At 48.8% G+C, this 19,542-nt stretch carries 20 protein-coding genes and 1 tRNA gene; 5 read left to right on the top strand and 16 right to left on the bottom strand.

Annotated features, from left to right (window positions below; all coding sequences use genetic code 11):
- Window positions 1–32: 32 nt before the first annotated feature.
- The 3 genes from BQ7367_RS15005 to BQ7367_RS05550 form a co-directional block, all read right to left on the bottom strand.
- Window positions 33–527 carry a M15 family metallopeptidase gene (locus tag BQ7367_RS15005; RefSeq protein WP_442855397.1) on the bottom strand — a complete coding sequence of 165 codons (495 nt, stop codon included), beginning with the start codon at window positions 525–527 and terminating at the stop codon, window positions 33–35.
- A gap of 299 nt (window positions 528–826) precedes the next feature.
- Window positions 827–1,453, bottom strand: a complete 627-nt coding sequence (locus BQ7367_RS05555) for a 4'-phosphopantetheinyl transferase family protein (RefSeq protein ID WP_072524558.1) — start codon at window positions 1,451–1,453, stop codon at window positions 827–829.
- Window positions 1,454–1,456: 3 nt separating this feature from the next.
- Window positions 1,457–3,076, bottom strand: coding sequence for a bifunctional diguanylate cyclase/phosphodiesterase (locus BQ7367_RS05550; protein ID WP_072524557.1), 1,620 nt, complete (start codon window positions 3,074–3,076; stop codon window positions 1,457–1,459).
- A gap of 329 nt (window positions 3,077–3,405) precedes the next feature.
- Here BQ7367_RS05550 and BQ7367_RS05545 point away from each other — a divergent pair, with 329 nt between their 5' ends.
- Window positions 3,406–4,137, top strand: a complete 732-nt coding sequence (locus BQ7367_RS05545; RefSeq protein WP_235837558.1) for a YwaF family protein — start codon at window positions 3,406–3,408, stop codon at window positions 4,135–4,137.
- Here BQ7367_RS05545 and BQ7367_RS05540 read toward each other — a convergent pair.
- From BQ7367_RS05540 to BQ7367_RS05530, 3 genes are all read right to left on the bottom strand, one after another.
- Complete coding sequence (locus tag BQ7367_RS05540) at window positions 4,090–4,986, bottom strand: DUF2238 domain-containing protein (RefSeq protein ID WP_235837616.1); 897 nt, start codon at window positions 4,984–4,986, stop codon at window positions 4,090–4,092. The two genes, BQ7367_RS05545 and BQ7367_RS05540, sit on opposite strands and share 48 nt — an antisense overlap.
- 125 nt (window positions 4,987–5,111) lie before the next feature.
- Window positions 5,112–5,414, bottom strand: a complete 303-nt coding sequence (locus tag BQ7367_RS05535) for a type II toxin-antitoxin system RelE/ParE family toxin (RefSeq protein ID WP_072524555.1) — start codon at window positions 5,412–5,414, stop codon at window positions 5,112–5,114.
- Window positions 5,401–5,670 carry a type II toxin-antitoxin system Phd/YefM family antitoxin gene (locus BQ7367_RS05530; RefSeq protein ID WP_072524554.1) on the bottom strand — a complete coding sequence of 90 codons (270 nt, stop codon included), beginning with the start codon at window positions 5,668–5,670 and terminating at the stop codon, window positions 5,401–5,403. The genes BQ7367_RS05535 and BQ7367_RS05530 overlap by 14 nt, the downstream gene beginning before the upstream one ends.
- Window positions 5,671–5,799: 129 nt before the next feature.
- Between BQ7367_RS05530 and BQ7367_RS05525 the strand changes: the two genes are divergently transcribed.
- Window positions 5,800–6,363, top strand: a complete 564-nt coding sequence (locus tag BQ7367_RS05525; protein WP_072524553.1) for a M48 family metallopeptidase — start codon at window positions 5,800–5,802, stop codon at window positions 6,361–6,363.
- Window positions 6,364–6,375: 12 nt separating this feature from the next.
- Here the strand turns inward: BQ7367_RS05525 and BQ7367_RS05520 are convergent, their stop codons facing one another.
- Window positions 6,376–6,987, bottom strand: a complete 612-nt coding sequence (locus BQ7367_RS05520) for a Maf family protein (RefSeq protein WP_072524552.1) — start codon at window positions 6,985–6,987, stop codon at window positions 6,376–6,378.
- 170 nt (window positions 6,988–7,157) lie between these two features.
- On the opposite strand from BQ7367_RS05520, the gene yaaA reads away from it, so the two are divergent.
- Window positions 7,158–7,958: a peroxide stress protein YaaA gene (gene yaaA, locus BQ7367_RS05515; RefSeq protein ID WP_072524551.1), complete on the top strand. Its 801-nt coding sequence runs from the start codon at window positions 7,158–7,160 to the stop codon at window positions 7,956–7,958.
- On the opposite strand, the gene BQ7367_RS05510 is transcribed toward yaaA, so the two are convergent.
- Window positions 7,924–9,201, bottom strand: a complete 1,278-nt coding sequence (locus BQ7367_RS05510; protein ID WP_083588965.1) for an amidohydrolase — start codon at window positions 9,199–9,201, stop codon at window positions 7,924–7,926. The two genes, yaaA and BQ7367_RS05510, sit on opposite strands and share 35 nt — an antisense overlap.
- Before the next feature lie 62 nt (window positions 9,202–9,263).
- The gene (locus BQ7367_RS05505; protein ID WP_159431628.1) at window positions 9,264–10,886 is read right to left on the bottom strand and encodes a MutS-related protein; all 1,623 of its coding nucleotides are present in this window, start codon (window positions 10,884–10,886) and stop codon (window positions 9,264–9,266) included.
- 135 nt (window positions 10,887–11,021) lie between these two features.
- Between BQ7367_RS05505 and BQ7367_RS05500 the strand changes: the two genes are divergently transcribed.
- Window positions 11,022–12,422 (top strand): MATE family efflux transporter, encoded by a 1,401-nt coding sequence (locus BQ7367_RS05500; protein ID WP_442855396.1) that lies wholly within the window; start codon window positions 11,022–11,024, stop codon window positions 12,420–12,422.
- Here BQ7367_RS05500 and BQ7367_RS05495 read toward each other — a convergent pair.
- From BQ7367_RS05495 to BQ7367_RS05485, 3 genes are all read right to left on the bottom strand, one after another.
- Window positions 12,361–13,674 (bottom strand): sensor histidine kinase, encoded by a 1,314-nt coding sequence (locus tag BQ7367_RS05495; RefSeq protein ID WP_072524547.1) that lies wholly within the window; start codon window positions 13,672–13,674, stop codon window positions 12,361–12,363. The two genes, BQ7367_RS05500 and BQ7367_RS05495, sit on opposite strands and share 62 nt — an antisense overlap.
- Window positions 13,646–14,380, bottom strand: a complete 735-nt coding sequence (locus BQ7367_RS05490; protein ID WP_072526090.1) for a response regulator transcription factor — start codon at window positions 14,378–14,380, stop codon at window positions 13,646–13,648. The genes BQ7367_RS05495 and BQ7367_RS05490 overlap by 29 nt, the downstream gene beginning before the upstream one ends.
- A gap of 246 nt (window positions 14,381–14,626) precedes the next feature.
- Entirely contained in the window at window positions 14,627–17,023 is a 2,397-nt protein-coding gene (locus tag BQ7367_RS05485) for a YhgE/Pip domain-containing protein (RefSeq protein ID WP_072524546.1), read from the bottom strand.
- Between the two features lie 184 nt (window positions 17,024–17,207).
- On the opposite strand from BQ7367_RS05485, the gene BQ7367_RS05480 reads away from it, so the two are divergent.
- Window positions 17,208–17,801 (top strand): TetR/AcrR family transcriptional regulator, encoded by a 594-nt coding sequence (locus BQ7367_RS05480; protein ID WP_072524545.1) that lies wholly within the window; start codon window positions 17,208–17,210, stop codon window positions 17,799–17,801.
- Between the two features lie 149 nt (window positions 17,802–17,950).
- Here the strand turns inward: BQ7367_RS05480 and BQ7367_RS05475 are convergent.
- The 4 genes from BQ7367_RS05475 to trmB form a co-directional block, all read right to left on the bottom strand.
- Window positions 17,951–18,023 (bottom strand) — tRNA-Lys (locus BQ7367_RS05475).
- A gap of 146 nt (window positions 18,024–18,169) precedes the next feature.
- Window positions 18,170–18,475 carry a thioredoxin family protein gene (locus BQ7367_RS05470; protein WP_072524544.1) on the bottom strand — a complete coding sequence of 102 codons (306 nt, stop codon included), beginning with the start codon at window positions 18,473–18,475 and terminating at the stop codon, window positions 18,170–18,172.
- Window positions 18,472–18,645 carry a hypothetical protein gene (locus BQ7367_RS14435; RefSeq protein ID WP_159431627.1) on the bottom strand — a complete coding sequence of 58 codons (174 nt, stop codon included), beginning with the start codon at window positions 18,643–18,645 and terminating at the stop codon, window positions 18,472–18,474. The genes BQ7367_RS05470 and BQ7367_RS14435 overlap by 4 nt, the downstream gene beginning before the upstream one ends.
- Before the next feature lie 107 nt (window positions 18,646–18,752).
- Entirely contained in the window at window positions 18,753–19,403 is a 651-nt protein-coding gene (trmB, locus tag BQ7367_RS05465; protein ID WP_072524543.1) for a tRNA (guanosine(46)-N7)-methyltransferase TrmB, read from the bottom strand.
- Window positions 19,404–19,542 lie beyond the last annotated feature (139 nt).

Genomic DNA, 19,542 nt, shown 5'->3' with positions numbered 1-19,542 from the left:
ATCCATCTGACGCATCTCTCTGCTGTAATTTTCTATTGGTCCAGATATTCTTCCAGTGTAATATTCTGCTCTTTGATCTCCTTCGCCGCTGTCTTCCCCACATACCGGTAATGCCACGGTTCAAATATAATGCCGGTTATCTCCGCCTTCTCCGGCGGATATCTGAGTATAAACCCGTATTCCCAGCAATGTTCCATAAGCCACTGCTGCTCCGGTGTATCTCCCTGACGGTCATCCAGAGCCTCATACGCGGACGCGATAATGTCCACCGCCAGCCCCGTCGCATGTTCGCTGGAACCTGGTACGGCTACAGATTTCTTTGTCTCCGCGTAGGCGTCCAGAGGAGTATACCCCTGATTGATCCATTCAGTCATCGTAGTGTTAAACACCCTGCACTGATCATCATAGGAACGGTAGGCAGAGGCCACATACATACTCAGGCCCTGAGCTTTGGCGTCATCCAGCATCGCCTGCAGATCATCCATGATCCTTACGTCTACCGAGCGTTCGGGTTCCACTTCCACCATTTCCTCCGGCACATAGGATGTGTCCAGCGGATGCTCTTCATTCACCAGGACCAGTGACCAGCCGTCCGTGTCCCCGGCAAGGACCTCGGTATTGTTATGCGCCGCCTCATTTTTGCTGATCTGCAGCTTATATTCTTCATTTTCTTCTGTCAAGGCCGCTATATCCGAAGAAAACACTTCCTTGTGGTCGGATATGATGCCGTTTGCAATCAGTATCGTAAATAAGATTCCCGCTATGGCTCCGATCACCGCGCCCAGCAGGAACATGATCTTCATTTTTTTAGTAACTTTTATTTTTTTCATAAAATCAACTCCATATGCAGTTTTGCGTCAATGTCTGTAGCTGTTGAACACACTGCCATTTTATATGGAAGTCCTTCACTTTTATATTCCGTATAATGATAATCCTCGGGAAACTCCTCCGGCTGTCTGACCAGTACAGGAGGTTCCCCTAAACGGATACAGAAAGAATTGACCGGAAGCGCCATTCCCTTTCCTGTGGCCTTCATGAAGCTTTCCTTGAGGACCCAGTACCGGTAAAAAAGCTCTGAACGTTCCTCTTCTGTATCTTTTCCCAGAATCATTTCGTATTCTTCCCGACAGAAAAAACGGCCGGCAACTTTCATTTTCAGCGGGCCGATTTTTTCCATATCACATCCGACCCTCACTCTTCGTCCGGTCAGCTCAACAGCGCACATGACATAGGAACCCGAATGAGAAAAATTGAACGCACAGTCTTCCGAAAGTTTATATTCTCTCCGGATCTTTTCCCACAGACTCCACACACCCACACTCTGGGCCTTCATCTGCAGATTCTGCAGAGCATCCGCCTTTTTTCTGCGGAACTCCGGAAGAGCCCGATAATACCGTTCAAAACATTCTTTCTCATAAAGCGGCTCTATATCCGCGATCCAGGTCCTGACCATCTTCTATCCTTTCAGATATCTGACTTCAAAAGTGTCAACTGTGATCGGTTTGTTAAACAGCGCTCCCTGCGCGTAATCGCATCCCAGTTCCCGCAGGACATTCAGCTGATCCTGGGTCTCAACCCCGGCTGCCTGAACAGTTGCTCCCAGCTGTCTGCATATATCGATCACCGCGCGGGCCACGATCTGGCTGCGCGTATTTCCTACAATATTTGTAATAAGGCTTTTGTCCAGTTTCAGTCCGTCAAACTCCATCAGTGACAGGATAGAAAAGCTGGAATCTTTTGCCCCGAAATGATCCAGGATCACTCTTACATTTCCCTTACGGATCTTGCTGCTGGTCTCTGCCAGCATTTCCTGATTCATATCATTTGAAGATTCAGATACCTCTACTTCCAGGTACTCACACCGTACATGATACTTCTCGATCAGTCGGAGCATCCTGTCCGCTATGCTTTCCTGTCGCAGCGTGGCCCCCGCGAAATTCACGGATACCGGGATCAGCGGAAGATCCTCCATCTCCCATCGGTGCAGTGTCTTGCACACTTCTTCAAATACATACAGATCCAGATAATGAGAAAGTTTCGTCTCCTCCAGAAGGTTGATATATTTCCCCGGATCAACAATTCCAAGATCTTTGTGGTGATAACGGACCACTGCCTCCGCTCCCGCCACTGAGTCTGTACTGATATCAAACTTGGGCACCAGGCAGACAATAAAGTTCCCGTTTTCAATATCCTCCAGAAGATCCTGTTTGATGATCGGTTCGTGGTGTCCCTTTTTCAGGTTCTTGTAATATTTCTTCTTCTCCTCCCGCATCATCACTTCCGCATTGTTGACCAGCTTGTCCACTTCAATGCTGACTTTTTCCCAGGCATATCCCATAGAGGCAAGACCCAGACTGATATTATCCAGCTTGGTGTGAACGGCATAAATCTGTTTTGTAAAATCTTCATAAGAAGTATTTTCCACAAGGACAAGATACTCATCTCCTGTAAGCCGGTACACTGATCCGCTGTGGAAATACTCGGCCAGCACTTCCCCAACCCGGATCACGACCTCATCGCCGTATTCCCGTCCAAATTCTTTGTTAAAATTCTTCAGACCGTTGATATCAACAGAGAGCGCTCCCAGTGACTTCAGATCCTCTGCCTTTACGCTGGAAAAATAATCTACAAGACTGTTCCGGTTCAACAGTCCGGTCAGATCATCGTGATAACTGAGATACTCCTGCTGTTTCTGAAGCTTCTGAAGGGCAATCGCCTGAGGAATATATGGAAGAAGCGCACGCATCAGATCCAGAGTACATCCGCCTCTGTGCACGCCGCAGACCGCCAGAATCGCTGTCGTATCTTCATCAAGCTGAGTAAAAACACTATAAGTGTCCGATGTTGTATCTGTAATCTCTTCTTTCATCCATTTCGGCTGCTGTTCTTCTGGAAGCATCTTAAGTCTGTCACGCTGCCATTCTACGTTCTCCGCGCACCATTCATAAATAGTATCAATATCACCCTGCTCTTTTTCAATATAATATACATATTCTGAATCGTAGTAATCACGAACAGTACTCAGCACATCGTTCATAATTTCTACCAGTGAACGAGGTCTGTAATTTTCACTCATGTATTCTTCTCCCCTGTGCTTAGATTGTAAAAATTCTGCCTTTTTAGTAAAAAGACAGCTACAAATATTGTATTATACCTGCCCTTGAAATGCAAGATGAAATGAAATACTATCTCTGTCACAAAATAAATTTCTCTAATCGAATTGGGGCCGTGTACCTTTTAAAAGGTACACGGCCCCGTTCACAGTTTTTTCACAAAAAAATAGTATTCCTGTAAGGAAATACATATAATACCACTGATATGACTTTGTTTTTTATACGTGTTATTATATTATTATATACTTAGCGTTTATAAAAAACGAAAATATTAACCAATACGAAGGAGGATTTGAAAACGAACGCAGAATATTCACGGATACGAAAATCTTTTTCACATTTTTCAGACAGGCTTTTCTTTCTGTGCGGTGTCGCCATGCTCATCAGTGAGATCTGGAAACAGCTTACCCTGACTTTCATGCTGGGACACGGGACATACAACTGGTGGTATCTGCCTTTCCAGCTGTGCAGTATTCCCATGTATCTGCTCCTGGCGTATCCATGGATCAGACGGGAGCTCGCACGTCAGGCGCTTCTTGCCTTCCTCATGTGCTATGGCCTCATGGGAGGCATCGCGGTATTCGCGGATACAAGCGGCCTTCAATATCCTCTTGAGTCATTAACGATCCACTCATACACGTGGCACATTCTGCTCATCCTGATCGGGATCAGCGCAGGCATTGTATACTGCCGCGGGCTTTCTGCAGGCTCCCGGGATAAGTTCATCTTTTCCCGTGTCCTGACCCGTGCGTTCCCCTTCAGTCCTTTCCTGCACAGCACGTTGATTTATCTGGCCTGCTGCCTCATCGCGGAAATACTCAACCTGTCACTGGACCGTTTCGGCACGATCAACATGTTTTATATTAATCCGGATTATAAAATGCAGCAGATTGTTTTCCGGGATCTGTTACCCTTTATCGGAAACACGGCCTCCATCTTTCTGTATATTGCCGCCTGTATCTTCGGAGCCTTCCTTCTATATCTGATATGGCGGATGCTTTACCGGCTCTTGTCCTGCCGCTGACTCATCTGACTCTTTTTCACCTAAAGGAACTTCTGTCAGACTGTCTTTTGCTGCTCTCTCCTGCTCTTCCATCGCGATCTTCAGGAAATCTCTGTCTTTTGCCTTCCTCCTGGGAATAAAACGCCCTGCCAGCCATCCTTTTCCCCTGTTCTTGACGTAGAAAAATCCGATCACAGAGAATACCGCAGCTCCGATAAAGTTAACGATCAGATCCTGCATCGTATCCAGAAGCCCGATATCCAGATAGCCGCCAAGTCCGAGTTCCTGCCCGTTTACAGCAACATTGGTTATATTATCAATGACATAGGGAACATTGCGCCCCGCCGGATCCAACGTTACCGAGCGGATCGTATGAATGATAGTATCTTTCTGCATATCATAGCCTACGATCTGGTCCATCCCAAACTCAAAGAACTCCCACACAACGCCGATCGTCATAGAGAAGCAGAATGCCACGATGGCAGCGAAAAGCGGGGACAGATTGAAAACTGTCCTCTTGTCCCGGTTCAGCAGATCCACCAGTGAGAATCCGATAGCCGCCGCCAGAAATCCGTTAATTGTATGCAGCACAGTATCCCAGAATGGAAATACCAGATAAAACTCGCTGATCTCCCCCAGGATCTCCGCCGCAAAGATAAAGACAAGGATAATGATCTCCAGCGTTGTCGGCAGTTCTACTTTAAACGTGATCTGCAGAAGGCTGGGGATCACCAGCAAAAGCAGTGTCAGGATACACAGGAACGCATTCTCATAATTTCTGTTCAAAAGCTGCAGTACCAGCATGGCGATAACCAAGAGCCGCAGAGTAAAGTATACGATAAAGGAACTCCTATGTTCACGCAGTTCCATGTGCAGGGCAGTTCCAAGATTTCGGAACCATTCCTTCCACCGCCCGCTCTTTTCTCCGACCCTCTTCCCCTGATAATTCTTTTCCTGATTGTTCTTCGGATCTGTTGTCATGGTCTGGCCCTTTCTTATATATTCCGCCCCTGATACTGTACGGTCACAACATGGACTGTTTTACTTGGCTCATCAATTCTGAAGATGGCAATATAATTATCTATAAGTAATTGACGGTACCCTTTTCCGGCATAGCGTCCTTCGGTCCGTTCTTGATGTGATTGAGGGAAAGTGTCTAATGTCTTTAGCGCTGCCCAAATTCGGTCTGTCTGTCCTTTCGCATTTTCCGGCGATAATTTTTCTAATGCAATATACGCAAAAATATCATCCATTTCCCGAAAGGCCCGTGGATTTAATTTAACTTTATATCTGTCCATAATATTTTCTATTTAATTTCTCAAATGCTTCATCGAGATCAATAGAAACTCCACCTTGTTCCATTTCTCTTTCGGATTCATAGATCGCCTGATCAATACGGTTGATTTTGGCAAATTTATCGTATAATTCACTACTCATAACAACTAAATCACTATATCCGTTTTTGGTTATAAAAATCGGTTCCTGAATTTTATGAGCCAATTCAGATATTTCGCTTGTATTGCGAAGGTCTTTGATTGGCATAATAACTGGCATAGTATCCGGCCCCTTTCTTCTTTTGACATGATTATAGCATAATTATGTCTGACAGTGCAATGGATTATCATACCTTTCTTTCACTGCTATTTTCTGTTACACTGATATCAGCTCGACCGAGGTGATTTTATGAAATGTCCTTTCCAATATGAAGTCATATACAGCGGCCGCCGCACTGTGGCTATCCAGGTGACTCCCGACGGGAAGGTGCGGGTACGCGCTTCTTACGGATATCCCCGCTCCCGCCTGGATGATTTCGTCCGGCAGAAAGAAGGCTGGATACAAAAGCATCTCCAGCTGGCGGAACAACAAAGAAAATCCTCTGGTCCGGAGCGGCCTCTTCTATCAGAAGAAGACCGTTCCAGATATCTGCAGACTGCCCGGGATATTTTCACCTGCAAAGTGAAATATTATGCCCGGATCCTGCAGGTCTCCTACGGCCGGATCACCATCCGGGAACAAAAAACCCGTTGGGGAAGCTGCAGCGGGAAGGGAAATCTGAATTTCAACTGGCGGCTCATCTTCGCTCCGGAGCATGTGCTGGACTATGTGGTCGTCCATGAACTGGCGCACCGCAGGGAAATGAACCATTCCAGTGCCTTTTACGCCATCGTTGAGTCTGTTCTCCCGGATTACCGGGCGTCCCGCCAGTGGCTGAGAGACAATGGCGGGACACTCTGGAACAAAGTTTGAATTCCCATCCTTTTAAATCGCTCCCAGGCCTTTCAGCATCTGATAAACATAAGAGGCTGGAAGTCCCACCACATTATAATAATCGCCCTCGATCCGGTCGATGTACGGCGCGAACCGGCCCTGGATCCCATAGGCGCCCGCCTTATCCATTGGCTCTCCCGTGGCGATATAGTCCCGGATCTCTTTCTCTGTCATTGTATGGACAAAAACCTTCGTCACCACCGCATGATCTGTGACTCGTTTTCTTCCTGTGCTGTCAAAATCCAGAGCTGCCACGCCGGTACAGACCTCATGGGTCCTTCCCTGAAGGCGGGTAAGCATCTCAAAAGCCTCCGCTTTATCTCCAGGTTTCCCCAGTATCCGGTCGTCCAGCACTACCACTGTATCCGCACCAAGTATCACAGTATCTTTTATCACGGTATGTTTCATCTCGGAAAGTTCCTCTGACAGATCGGATGCCACATTTTCCGCTTTCATCAGCGCCAGTTCCCTTACAATATCCTCGGGTCTGCTGCTGCGATATACTTCTTCTTTTCCGCTGACCCGGACTGTAAATTCCGCTCCGATCTGGGCAAGGATCTCCTTTCTTCGGGGCGAGGCCGACCCTAAAATAATCTTTTTCATCATATTCTCCTTATATCGTTCTGTATTGATAAACTGTATTCTTAATATATTCCCTCTTCACGATTTTACCAGAAAAAGAATCCCTGTACAATTTATTTGCTCTTACATTTGTCCTTGCTTAGTTCTGTGATATAATCAGATATACTATCATTTCCAGAAAGGATTCCGATATGCTGAAGATCATAATCTCACCGGCCAAAAAGATGAATCTCACTCCAGATTGCCCGTGTACGCTGACCACGCCTGTGCTGCTGGACCATGCCAGAGAGCTGTACAACAGATTGCAGGATATGGAGCTTTCTTCCCTGAAATCTCTCTGGGGATGCAGTGACAGGCTCGCTCTCCAGAACTATGAACGTCTCCATGAATTTTCCCCTGACAGGGCGGAATCTCCGGCTCTTCTTTCCTATGAAGGGATCCAGTATCAGCACATGGCGCCTTCGGTGTTTACAGACACCCAGTGGGACTATGTATGCAGGCACCTCCGGATCCTTTCCGGTTTTTACGGCATTTTATCCCCCACGGACAGGGTGATCCCCTACCGGCTGGAAATGCAGGCAAAACTGAAAACTTCCCGGGGCAATGATCTGTACGATTTCTGGGGTGATCGCCTGTACAGACAGCTCATGACAGAAGGTATGACTGAACTTGTCAATCTTGCCTCCGGAGAATACAGCCGGGCAGTCCTCCCTTATCTGGCGCAAGATCAACGTTTAAGATCAACAGAAGCTTCTTCTGTCCCCTGTGTCACATGTATCTTTGGAGAATTCCTGAATGGCAAAGTAAAAATGAAAGGGACCAAGGCCAAAATCGCCCGGGGCGAAATGGTCCGCTGGATGGCAGAGCAGCAGATAGAACGGGTGGAAGATATGAAAGAATTTCACGAACTTGGATATACATTCAGGCCGGAATTGTCCCGGCCTGAAGAATATGTGTTTATTGAGACTGCATCTCGGACCATGCCTTTGTAAGGGATCCTGGTTCCGTCACCAGCCGGTAAGCTCCGGCGGCCATACATTCCGCGGCATAGAACATCCCCTTTTGTCCGATGCTCATTCCGGCCTGGGCGGTGGCTGCCCAGTGATGAAGGGGCGTTCCCTTGCACATACACGCCGCGCTCAGCATCACCGTAGGAACCGTATGGCTTACGTCCGACACATCCGTCCCGATCGACAGCGGTACCGGCTCATCTTCCAGGGGTTCCAGTCCGCCAAAATATCTGTCCTTCCCGGCTCTATTCTTTCCGGTTCCGGCCGCATTATCCAGACCCGCCGCCTCTGAGATCTCAGCGGCAAATCGAAGCTCCTCTTCTGTATAGTCCGGCACAGGAATTTTCTTCATTTCCTCATAGAAAATCTCTGCCAGCGTCCGGTTCACCTTCATCTCCCGGTTGCATGTCACCCGCTCGATCTCCACTTTTGTTCCGGTCATAAGGGCCGCTCCCCGGGCGCAGTCATCCACCCGCCGGGATGCATCCTGTGTCCTCTCCCACTTGTTGGACCGGATAAAGTAACTGGTGGCGGCGAAAGGCGGAACAATATTTGCCGGTCCGTCTGTATTTGTATAAGTATAATGCATCCTCACATCATCTGACACATGTTCCCGGAGATAATTCACTCCCACATTCATCAGCTCCGCGGCATCCAGGGCGCTGCGCCCCATCTCCGGATGCTTTGAAGCATGGGCGGCCGTCCCGTAAAACCTGTAATTTTTAATATCCTGGGCCTGCCAGATATCATAACTGACCCGATTCCGGTCAAAGGGATGCCAGGTCACAGCCACAGACAGGTCGTCAAAGACACCCTGTTCGTTCATCCGGATCTTGCCCACAACGATCTCCTCCGCCGGACAGCCGTAGACCCGTATCGTTCCCTGCAGCCTTTCATGGCTCATCCTGTCTTTCAGTTCACAGGCCGCGCCTGCGCACGCTGCTCCCAGAAGATTGTGGCCGCAGCCGTGACCGGCTTTCCCGTCTGGCTGCTGTTTTGGAACACAGGCCTGCCCCAGCCCGGGAAGAGCGTCGTACTCTGCCAGAAACCCGATGACCGGCTTTCCTTTTCCCCACTGCGCCGTAAATGCCGTCTCAAATCCCGCGGTTCCCCACTGGACGGAAAAATCTTCGCTTTCAAGGAATTCTGCCAGTTTCCGGGAAGACTGCTTTTCTTCAAGAGACAATTCCGGATGCCGGAAGATATCATCCGCAGTGTCTTTCATTTTCTTTTCAATCTCTTCTCTCACTTTATACTCACTTCCCTTGTAATCTGGTCTTCATTTTATCATATTTTCTGGGATTCTGCGATGATCTCCTCCGGGAATCCCGCGAACTCCAGAAGTTTCACGGCATTCTGTGAGGTGGCCGGACCTTCTATGAGTTCATAGCTGAAATGAATATCATTCTCTCCGATTTCCTCACTGAAATGATAGTTGACATAAGTACCGCTTAGAAGTTCTGTCAATTCCTTGTCATGAGTTGCCACCAGAGCGATACAGTTCTTATCTGCCAGATAATCCAGGATCGCTCTCGACGCCCGGATCCTCTCTCCTGTATTTGTCCCCCTGAGGATCTCATCGATAGAGCAGAGAATCATCTGCTCCTCATTCAGGCTGTCCAGTATCCTCTTGAGATATCGGATCTCACGGATAAAATAACTCTCTCCCGCCATAAGATCATCCTTTACAGCCATAGAAGTAATGACTTCGCAGGAGGGAAGTACAAATCTTTTTGCCGCGCAGGTATTCAGAGACTGGGCAAGGACCGCGTTTACCGCCACCGCCTTGATAAAGGTAGATTTCCCCGAAGCATTTGACCCGGTGATCAGACAGCTTTTTTCAAGCTCCAGACTGTTGGCTACCGGATGATCGATAAGAGGATGATACAATTCCTCCATGTAAAGCTTTTTCTCTTCTGTGTATTCCGGGACACAGTACCATGGCAGACTCTTTCGGAAAGATGCCGTATTGACCGCCACATCCAGCTCCCCGATCTCCCGGTAGACTTCCAGATATCTCTCTGAGTTTCTGCGCAGCCGGTTCATCACTTTGTTATATGTGGTGATCTGCCACAGAGTGACCCCCAGCACATAGTCCGCGATCACTCCATAGATATCCCCGGACTCACCGGGAGCTCTCAGGATGCGGAGAACATGGTCTCCCCTGAGCACATCACCAAGCCCGGCCAGCGCTTTTTTCAGATTGGGGAACAGTGCCTGTATTTCCTTTCTCCTGGCAATCTGTCTGGCGTTTCTCAAAAGACTGATCACCGTTCCAAGCATGGACAGTTCCACCTCATATTTCATTTTGATTATAATATAAACAGCCAGATTCACCGCGCAGACTCCGAGAAAAGCAAGTCCTGCCCTGTCATCCCGCAGAAACAGAAAACAGAGAAAAGAAAGGCCCAGAAGGACCTGAAGGACTCTGTAGATCCACGGATTCTTCAACATATATTCTTCCACTGCGTCCATATAGGAAGGGATATAATAGGAGGACATACTTTTTCCGATATCGCACAGAAGATATTCCAGAGATTCCCGTTCTTTCTCGTTCTGTCCGAACGTCCGCACACGCCGCTCAAAAAGCTGCCGTTCTTCAAAAGACATCTGATTCCTGCGCATTTTCCAGTAAAGGACTTCCTGTCCTACAGATGTATCGCACCCGTCGATCCTCTGAAACACTTCATTCATGGACAGATCGTTCCATGTAATATCGTCTGCGCTTCCGCCGCCCACTACATCATAGTACGTCCTGACATTTTCATTCCATTCCCCCGGTGTGGGAGCTTTTCCGAATTTCTCATGGATAAAAATTTTTCTTCTGCGTTTCATACTCCTGTGGGAAATCAGACTTGTGATACCTATGAACAGGAAAATCCCCAGGATTACCAGCGCTCCTTCCAGCATTTGATCCATCGCCTCACACTTTTGTATTATTTAATTAATACAATAATATATAATAAAAAATTTGTCAACCGTCCATATTTTGTTTTATAATATTTGTCAGTAACGCAATATCTTTATTTTATTTGGAAAGAAGTGATCGAGTTGCAGCAGACAGAAACCGCGCAGAATCCACTGGGGTACAAGAGCATCCCCTCTCTTCTGAAAGGATTTGCCATTCCCAGTATCATCGCCATGCTGGTCAGTTCCCTCTACAATATCGTGGATCAGATCTTTATCGGACAGGGCGTAGGATATCTGGGCAATGCCGCTACCAATGTAGCCTATCCTCTGACAACGGTCTGTCTCGCCATTGCCCTTTTGATCGGCATTGGAAGCGCGTCCAGATTTTCCCTTTACCTGGGCGCCGGTGAAACCGGGAAAGCCGAAAAAGTAGTCGGGACCGGCATCAGTATGATGGCGGTATCCGGCATCCTCTATGCTGTCCTGGTAGAAATTTTCATGGTTCCTCTGCTCACTGCCTTCGGCGCTACGGAGCAGGTCATGCCCTATGCCGTAACCTACTCACGTATCGTCGCGCTCGGCATGCCTTTTCTTATCGTCACAAACGGTATGAGCAACCTGGCCCGGGCAGACGGAAGCCCCAGGTATTCCATGACCTGCATGCTGATCGGGGCTGTGATCAATACGATCCTGGACCCCCTGTTTATTTTTGTCTTCCATCTTGGAGTTGCCGGAGCGGCCTGGGCAACCATCATCGGTCAGTTTTTCTCATTTATTTTCGCCGTACTGTACATTAAAAAATTCAAAAACATCCGCCTGAAAAAGACGGACTTTTACCTTCAGCTCAAAGAATGTGCTCAGACAGCGTCTCTGGGAATGAGCAACAGTCTGAATCAAGTCGCCATCACCTTTGTCCAGATCGTACTCAATAATTCCCTTACTTATTATGGAGCCTTGTCTGAATATGGAAAAGAGATCCCGCTGGCCGCCTGTGGGATCGTCATGAAAACAAATGCCATCCTGCTGGCTTTCATCATCGGGATCTCGCAGGGCGCGCAGCCGATCATCGGCTTCAACTACGGCGCCCGGCAGTACGACAGAGTGAGGAAGACTTACCGTCTGGCAGTTTCGGCCAATCTGGTCATATCAGCAGCAGGGTTCATTTTGTTCCAGTTCTTTCCATATTATATCATCGCCCTGTTCGGAACGGGAGAACCGGCATATTTCGAGTTTTCCATACGTTTTATGCGGATCTTCCTTTTCATGGTGATCATCAACGGAGTGCAGCTTCTCTCATCGAATTTCTTTGCCGCCATCGGAAAACCGGTCAAGGGACTGGTCCTCTCCATGACCAGACAGGTAATCTTCCTGATCCCTCTGGTATTGATCCTGCCGCTGTTCTTCGGTCTGGACGGGATCCTTTTCGCGGGGCCCGCGGCAGACAGTATCGCGTTCGCGGTGACAGTGATCCTGATCATGAGGGAGATGAAGAAAATGAAGATTCTTCAGGCAGAGCAAATTCCAGACACGCCTTGAACTGATCACAGTCGATCCGGATGTCGAACTCCCCGCCCAGAGCTTTTGCGTACGTACTCACAATGGCCAGTCCCAGTCCGTTTCCTTCACTTGACCTTGCCTTATCTCCTCTGGCAAAACGTTCCACAATATCTTCTTTTGTAAAATCCATGGGATAGCCGGCCGTATTGGTGATCTCAACGCACAGTCTGCTTATCCCGGGAGTTTTGTCGTTCTTCTTTTTTATATAGGTCTTAATGAACACCCGGGTCCCTTTGGCGGAATATTTCAGCGCGTTCTCGATCAGATTCTGGCAGATCCTGTAGAAATAACTGTTATCTGACACCAGTTCTGTGTCCTCTTCCGTAAACCGGGTAATGAACTCAAGATCGCTCTCCCGGATCTGGTCATCCATATCAGCCAGTATCTGTTCAATCAGCCGGTTCACTTCAAATCTTTCCGGATGAAGTTCGACGTTTCCGCTGCTTGCCTTTGCCAGATTGAACAGACTGTTGATCATTTCCTTTAATTTCTCTGCCCGGTCAGATATCACATCCACATAATCGCGGGCCGCTCCGCCAAGATCCTCTTTTTTCATCAATTCCAGATATCCTACCATGGACGTCAGCGGTGTCTTCAGATCATGAGAGACATTCGTGATCAGATCAATCCTCAGCTGATCACTCCTTGATACTTTTTCCAGGCTTTTTTTCTCGATCTCCAGAGCTTCTTCCAGGCGTTTCTGGTTGATCCGGGCCATGGACTGCATGATCTGATCCAGCTGTCCGTCTCGGAATCTGCTGATGACTGCCCGGCAGAGAATATACTGGATCAATGCCGTAAAGATCAGAATATATCCGGAAGCGTAATTCCAGTGCCAGCCGCCGCCATTCCACACTCCCCCGCCCATCAGATAGAACAGATACCATGCCGCCCCGGCCGCGGCGATGATCCCCGCGGCCGAGAGCCTGCGGGAAAACATCCTGCCGTCACTGCGCCATGCTTCATACCCCGCCTCATCTGCCGGATTCCACTCTGCATATCTGATATCCAGTATTCGCCTGAGAATAAGTACAATTCCTGTTCCCAGAAAAAGATTCCCCAGGATACCAAAAAAGATTGCCTCCTCTGTCGGATGATAAGTCCGGTCCGCCACTATATTCCACAAAAACACAAGTCCTGCAATAATCGCCGCTCCTCCGCTGATGATCTTCCACTCCTTTTTTACGATCATCGGAAGTTTTTTAACTGTATTTTTCCATTTTATAGCCAATGCCCCACACCACCTTTACATATCTGGGTTTTTTTGTATCGATCTCGATCTTCTCGCGAATATGGCGGATATGCACCATCACTGTATTTTCTACCGTATAGTCCGCCGACTCCTGCCATACATTCTCATAAATCTGTTCCGCGGGAAACACCTGTCCCGGATGTTCCATGAGAAGCTCCAATATCTTATATTCAGTAGCTGTCAGACGCACTTCCTCGCCTTCCACTATGACAACGCGCTGTTTCTTATCCAGCACCAGGCCGCCGTTTACAATCTGATCTGCCTCTGCCCTCGGAGCTTCCCCGCCCCATGCCCGGTATCTCCGCAGATGGGCTTTCACCCGGGCTATAAGCTCCGCGGGGTTATACGGTTTCTCCACATAGTCATCCGCTCCCAGTACAAGACCGGATACCTTGTCGCTCTCCTCTGTCTTCGCGGAAAGGATGATCACCGGAATTCGATAATTTTCTCGAAGTTTCATAAGTGCTGACAATCCGTTCAGACGCGGCATCATTACATCCAGAAGGATCAGATCGATCCTCTCCCTCTCCAGCGCATCCAGAGCCTGCATTCCGTCATAGGCCTGCACTACTTTATAACCTTCATATTTTAAAAGTTCGCTGATTGAATAGACGATCTCCTTATTGTCATCTACTACAAGGATCGTACCTTCTGATTCCGTCTTGGCTCCTCTCTCTGCTCCCATATCTTCCTCCTCTGATCTGCCGCGTATTTCCGCAGGCAGTGTCTTTCTGCCATGGCTTCCTGTGTGGTCCACACTGCATAATATAATAGCCCACGATTAAAAAAATCTCGATACAAATCTTAAAAAATTCTTAGCAGACAAAAAAACCGCCGTCCCCGGAGCTCCATCGTCTCCAAAAACAGCGATTTCAAGTGCGCGATCAGGGGTTCGAACCCTGGACACCCTGATTAAGAGACATTTCATCCATTATGCCAGTCCGTGCTCTTCCAGCCATACCATCCAGGTGTTCTTCCCTTCCTGCATTTTCCGTGCCCGCACAGTGAACTCCAGGATCGTAAGTCCTGTAAATACGAGGAACAGGATCAGCAGGAAAATGAGGCAGCCCCGGATACTTCCCCCGCCGCTTATGGCGCTGCGGAACGCTTTCACCGTATAGGTAAACGGTACCCAGCCGTGAAGATACGGCACAAATGATCCTGACAGTTCATAAGGGTATGTCCCCACGGAACCTGCCAGCTGGATCACCATGAAGATCAGCATCAGGAAGCTTCCAACGCGCCCCAGCAGGCTGGTGAAGAAGTACATCACCGACATGAATGCAAGGGACGCCGCGCACGCTGTCAGGACTGTCTTTCCCATTTCCACAGGTATAAAACCATCGAATATATGCAGTGCGCCGATCATAACTACTGCCTGGAGCACTGCCGTCAGATAGAGCACGGACGCCTTGCTGATCCACCAGCGGAAACCGGATTTCATCTGCCCGGCATAACTGGTCAGCGGATACATCAGACTGAACGCGATACAGCCGACCCACAAGCCTACGGACATCATATACGGCGCCATAGCATGGCCGTTGTCGGCCACCTCCGTAATCTGTGTCTCTTCCGCATCTATCGGTGCGGCAAACATATCCGCCGCCTGATCCGATGTGTTCGTCTCCAGGATCTGCTCCGCTCCGCTTCCCAGTTCCTTTGACAGCGTCTCCGCGCCTTCCGAAACCTGCCTGATCCCATCGCCTAGTTCTCCGCTGCCGTCAGCGAGTTGTCCCGCACCGCTGCTGATCTGGCCGGCTCCATCTGTTAGTTTCGCCGCGCCTTCCGTCAACGATTTGCTGTTCGAGGTAAGCTGCCCGGTTCCGGAGACAAGCGTATCCGTTCCATCTTTCAGCTTCGCGCTTCCCTGTGCCAGCTCTCCCAGACCGCTGTCCAGATCCGCAGCTCCTTTCCGGAGCGCCGATGTTCCCTGCTTCTGAAGCTGATCCGCCCCTGATGCAGCATTGGAAATTCCACCCGCCAGCGCCGGCGCCTGTTCCGCCAATGCGGAAGTGCCGGTCTGAAGCCGCCCTATCCCGTTCTTAAGGGAATCTGCACCACTCTGTACCGCGGAAATGCCGTTCTGAAGATCCGGGATCTCCGCTGCAATCTGCGCGCTCCCGTCCGCCGCTTCATCGACACCATATGTGTAGGCGGAAACACTTGCAGAAAATGTGTCCGCCTGCTGCTGAACTGCCGCGATCTGTGCCCGCACTTCCTCCGGCACGCCTTCCTCTCCGGCGAGTGCCGAAAGCGCCTGACTGATCCCGGCCGCCCCGTCGCGCAGCGACTGGGAACTGGAAGCAGCAGACTGCAGGCCGGAACTAAGCGCATCAGCACCGGTCTTCAGGCCGGCCGCCCCTTCAGACAGAGATGCAATCCCGTCCGAGAGCTGCTGCGCGCTGTCACCTAATGAAGCCGCGCCGTCATTCAGCGCATCCGCCGCATCGGGAAGGGCCGCCGCCTCCGCATTCAGTTCGGACAGTCCGGCATTGAGCATAGTCATGTTATCATCTACATCCACCGCGCCAGCTGCCAGATCAGCACCTCCTTTCTGCGCACCATTTACACCACTGTCCAGTGCATTTGCACCGCTTTGCAGCTCTTCTGCCCCTGCTGCAACCGCACTGGCTCCGTCTGTATACCGGCCAATCCCCACTTCCAGCTCCCGGCTTCCGTCCACAAATACTAAGGCACTGTCTGAAAGGGCCTGCAGATTGTCGGTAATCGTCTGATTTCCGTCGGCCAGCTGATCCGTTCCGGTTTTCAGTTCACCCGAACCATCCGCCGCTTCCTGCATTCCGTCACCCAATTCCGCAAGCCTGCCGAACAGAACTTCTGTATACGTTTTTGTAACCTCTTCCCGTACCGAGCTCTCCAGTTCTTTCATCGCCGTCTCGCTCATCTTGGACGCAATGTAGTTCGTTCCCGGATTCGTTTCATAAGCCAGCGTCATCTTCTCCGGATGCGCGTCTGTCAGCGTTGAGGCATGGGCCGAAAAGTCCTCCGGTATGGTGATAACCATATAGTACGTGCCGTCCTCAAGGCCCTTCCGCGCCTCCGTCTCTGACGGAAACTGAAAGTCCAGAGAATCGTTCTTTTTCAGTTCCTCCATCAACGTTCCGCCAATGTCCAGCTTCTGATCTTCATAGGTGACCGGCACGTCATGGTTGATGACCGCCACCGGAAGTTTATCGATATTCCCGTATGGATCCCACATGGATCCAAGGAAAAGTGTGGTATAGATTGTCGGGATCGCGATGACCGCTACTGTAACAATCAGTAAAATCTTATTTTTGAACAGCCTGTGCCATTCCTGTCTCAGCATTGTCTACTGTCCCCTTTCTTTTTGCAACATTAATTCTATTAATAGATATCGTGTTGATTTTTTAAGCATCCTAAATTATAGTAAAATCATAAAAAAGATACAACCATTAATCTAACACTGCTCTGTCTGTTAATGGATAATCAGACAATGTGGTGTCTATTATTTTTAAAGGAGGGAATGTTTCATGTCAAAAAATATGGACCGGCGGGTTCGCAAGACAAGAGCCCAGCTCCGTCAGGGACTGGCCGAACTTCTGAAAGAAAAGAGTTTAAAAGAGATCACGGTCAAAGAACTCGTAGAAAAAGTGGACATCAACCGTTCCACTTTCTATCTGCACTATGCGGATATCTATGACATGATGGAAAAGATTGAAAACGAACTGACCGGAGACATCGAAGATCTGATCCATACCCATCCGGTAAGTCCGTTCAACGAAGACAGCTTTCCGTTCATCGAGGATATTTTTTCCATCCTCGCGGAAAACCGGGATATCTGCGCCGCTCTCCTGGGTCCCAACGGTGATATCTCTTTTCTGCACCGGATTGAGAATATCCTCTCCGAGCACAGCCTGAACGCCCTGAAAGAAACATTTCCGGAGAAAATGGATGATCTGACATACTACTACGCCTTCTGTCTCTCCGGCTGTATCGGCCTGGTCAAGGCCTGGCTGTCAGATGGATCTTCCGTAAGTCCCCAGCATATGGCCGAACTTACATTTAAGCTCATCATGAACGCACTGAGGGGGTTCTATCCAGACTTTTCCGTAAGACATTCCTGATATTTACGGGGAAAATCTTCTCTGCGCTCTTTCTCTGCTTCCATTCGCAGCGCGCACTTCGATTCCGCGCTCCGCGCTGCTCATTGCTTCACGCAAAAAAACCGCCGTCCCCGCGGCTCGCAATGTCCGCAAAAACAGCGATTTCTAAGTGCGCGATCAGGGGTTCGAACCCTGGACACCCTGATTAAGAGTCAGGTGCTCTGCCAGCTGAGCTAATCGCGCTTTTCCTCTTTCTGCCATCTGCCTAACAGATAACGCAAAAGCTATTATATATGACCCCGCCGCAAAATGCAAGACTTTTTTAATATTTTCTTGCTCATTTTTAACCACATTTTTGATCCTGTTCTTTGTTTCTTTCCAAAAAATACTCAAAACAGCCCTTCCAGTACTTTTTTCGTCACGACTCCGGTCACGGCTCCTTTGACCTTTCCCCCTCGAAAAGATAAAAATGTAGGAACTCTGTTCAATCCATAGCTTTCCATCAGCTCTTCAGACTGATCCGCGTCGATCCGGTATACTCTGACCGCCCCGGCATTCTCCGCCGCGAACTGCGCCACTACGTCTTCCATCATGGCACATTTGGGGCACCACCCGGCATAAAATTCCACAAGCGCGGGCAATAGAGATTTTTCTATTTCCCCTCTGAACTCTTCTGGTCTGATCTCCTTTATCACGGCTGACACCTGCCTTTTTGGTCCTTCTTGTCATTGCCGTGACATGCCCCGGCATTCAGGATCCTGCATACCTCTGCCATAGAATCCCGTATACAGAGCAGGTGCCTGTTCAGCCCCGGCCTGCAGTAAAACATCTCTCTTACACATGTCTTCCAGCACTTTTTCTTCATATCTATAATACACCTGCCTGCACAGACGACTCTCTTTTTCGTCTGCCACTCATTATTATAGATTATTATATGCGCCGCGGTCTGTAACTGTGCAGAAGCGGATCTGTCTACTTTCTCATAGCCGTCAGCTTATTGATCGGATTCCCGTTTCGGGAAAATTTTTCTTCATATTCTGTCATAACATTGTCTTTGGCCATTTCTTCATTATGATGAAGGTCATAAGTAAATCCGGTCAAAGTCCATCCGGTCTCCTTGATCTGCTCGATGGAAAAATTAAAGAGCGCCGTGTTGTCTGTCTTAAACTCGATCTCCCCGCCGGGCTCCAGAACCTTCTCATACCGTTCCAGAAATTCGGAAGATGTAAGACGACGTTTTGCGTGTCTTGCCTTGGGCCACGGATCAGAAAAATTCAGATAGATACGTCCGATTTCTTCCTCTGCGAATACATCTTCGATATTTCTTGCGTCCATACAGACAAACCTGACGTTCTTCAGTCTGTTGAATTCTTCTGTGTCATATTTTTCTACTGCCCTGAGAAGCACGCTGGAATACCGTTCAATCCCGATAAAATTAATGTCAGGATATCTCTCTGCCATATTCAGGATAAAACGCCCTTTCCCTGTCCCGATCTCGATATAAATCGGATTTCTGTTTCCAAAGACCTGCTGCCAGCATCCCCGCTGATCCTCAGGCCGCTTTATCACCACGGGATGTTCCCGGAGTACGCCTTCTGCCCTGGGTATATTTCTTAATCTCATAAGCCCTCCCTTTCTATCCGTCAGCTGATACCCGCATTTAATTATATTTTACCCGAACAGCCGCGAATATTATTGTACACATTTCTATAATAACATGAGTTTTCAGTCCGGTCAAAATTTCCAAAATTGTACGTAAAAT

It is taken from the genome of Clostridium sp. Marseille-P3244, assembly GCF_900120155.1.
In the GTDB taxonomy this organism is placed as follows: Bacteria; Bacillota; Clostridia; order Lachnospirales; family Lachnospiraceae; genus Mediterraneibacter.
The sequence above is the reverse complement of the archived record's forward strand: the minus strand, read 5'-3'. Positions and strand labels throughout refer to the sequence as shown.

Coding starts and splice junctions, on each gene's coding strand:
- BQ7367_RS15005 (WP_442855397.1), bottom strand. CDS start 527: ATGGTGGAAGTGGAACCCGAACGCTCGGTAGACGTAAGGATCATGGAT.
- BQ7367_RS05555 (WP_072524558.1), bottom strand. CDS start 1,453: ATGGTCAGGACCTGGATCGCGGATATAGAGCCGCTTTATGAGAAAGAA.
- BQ7367_RS05550 (WP_072524557.1), bottom strand. CDS start 3,076: ATGAGTGAAAATTACAGACCTCGTTCACTGGTAGAAATTATGAACGAT.
- BQ7367_RS05540 (WP_235837616.1), bottom strand. CDS start 4,986: ATGGAACTGCGTGAACATAGGAGTTCCTTTATCGTATACTTTACTCTG.
- BQ7367_RS05535 (WP_072524555.1), bottom strand. CDS start 5,414: ATGGACAGATATAAAGTTAAATTAAATCCACGGGCCTTTCGGGAAATG.
- BQ7367_RS05530 (WP_072524554.1), bottom strand. CDS start 5,670: ATGCCAGTTATTATGCCAATCAAAGACCTTCGCAATACAAGCGAAATA.
- BQ7367_RS05525 (WP_072524553.1), top strand. CDS start 5,800: ATGAAATGTCCTTTCCAATATGAAGTCATATACAGCGGCCGCCGCACT.
- BQ7367_RS05520 (WP_072524552.1), bottom strand. CDS start 6,987: ATGAAAAAGATTATTTTAGGGTCGGCCTCGCCCCGAAGAAAGGAGATC.
- yaaA (WP_072524551.1), top strand. CDS start 7,158: ATGCTGAAGATCATAATCTCACCGGCCAAAAAGATGAATCTCACTCCA.
- BQ7367_RS05510 (WP_083588965.1), bottom strand. CDS start 9,201: ATGAAAGACACTGCGGATGATATCTTCCGGCATCCGGAATTGTCTCTT.
- BQ7367_RS05505 (WP_159431628.1), bottom strand. CDS start 10,886: ATGCTGGAAGGAGCGCTGGTAATCCTGGGGATTTTCCTGTTCATAGGT.
- BQ7367_RS05490 (WP_072526090.1), bottom strand. CDS start 14,380: ATGGGAGCAGAGAGAGGAGCCAAGACGGAATCAGAAGGTACGATCCTT.
- BQ7367_RS05485 (WP_072524546.1), bottom strand. CDS start 17,023: ATGCTGAGACAGGAATGGCACAGGCTGTTCAAAAATAAGATTTTACTG.
- BQ7367_RS05480 (WP_072524545.1), top strand. CDS start 17,208: ATGTCAAAAAATATGGACCGGCGGGTTCGCAAGACAAGAGCCCAGCTC.
- BQ7367_RS14435 (WP_159431627.1), bottom strand. CDS start 18,645: ATGAAGAAAAAGTGCTGGAAGACATGTGTAAGAGAGATGTTTTACTGC.
- trmB (WP_072524543.1), bottom strand. CDS start 19,403: ATGAGATTAAGAAATATACCCAGGGCAGAAGGCGTACTCCGGGAACAT.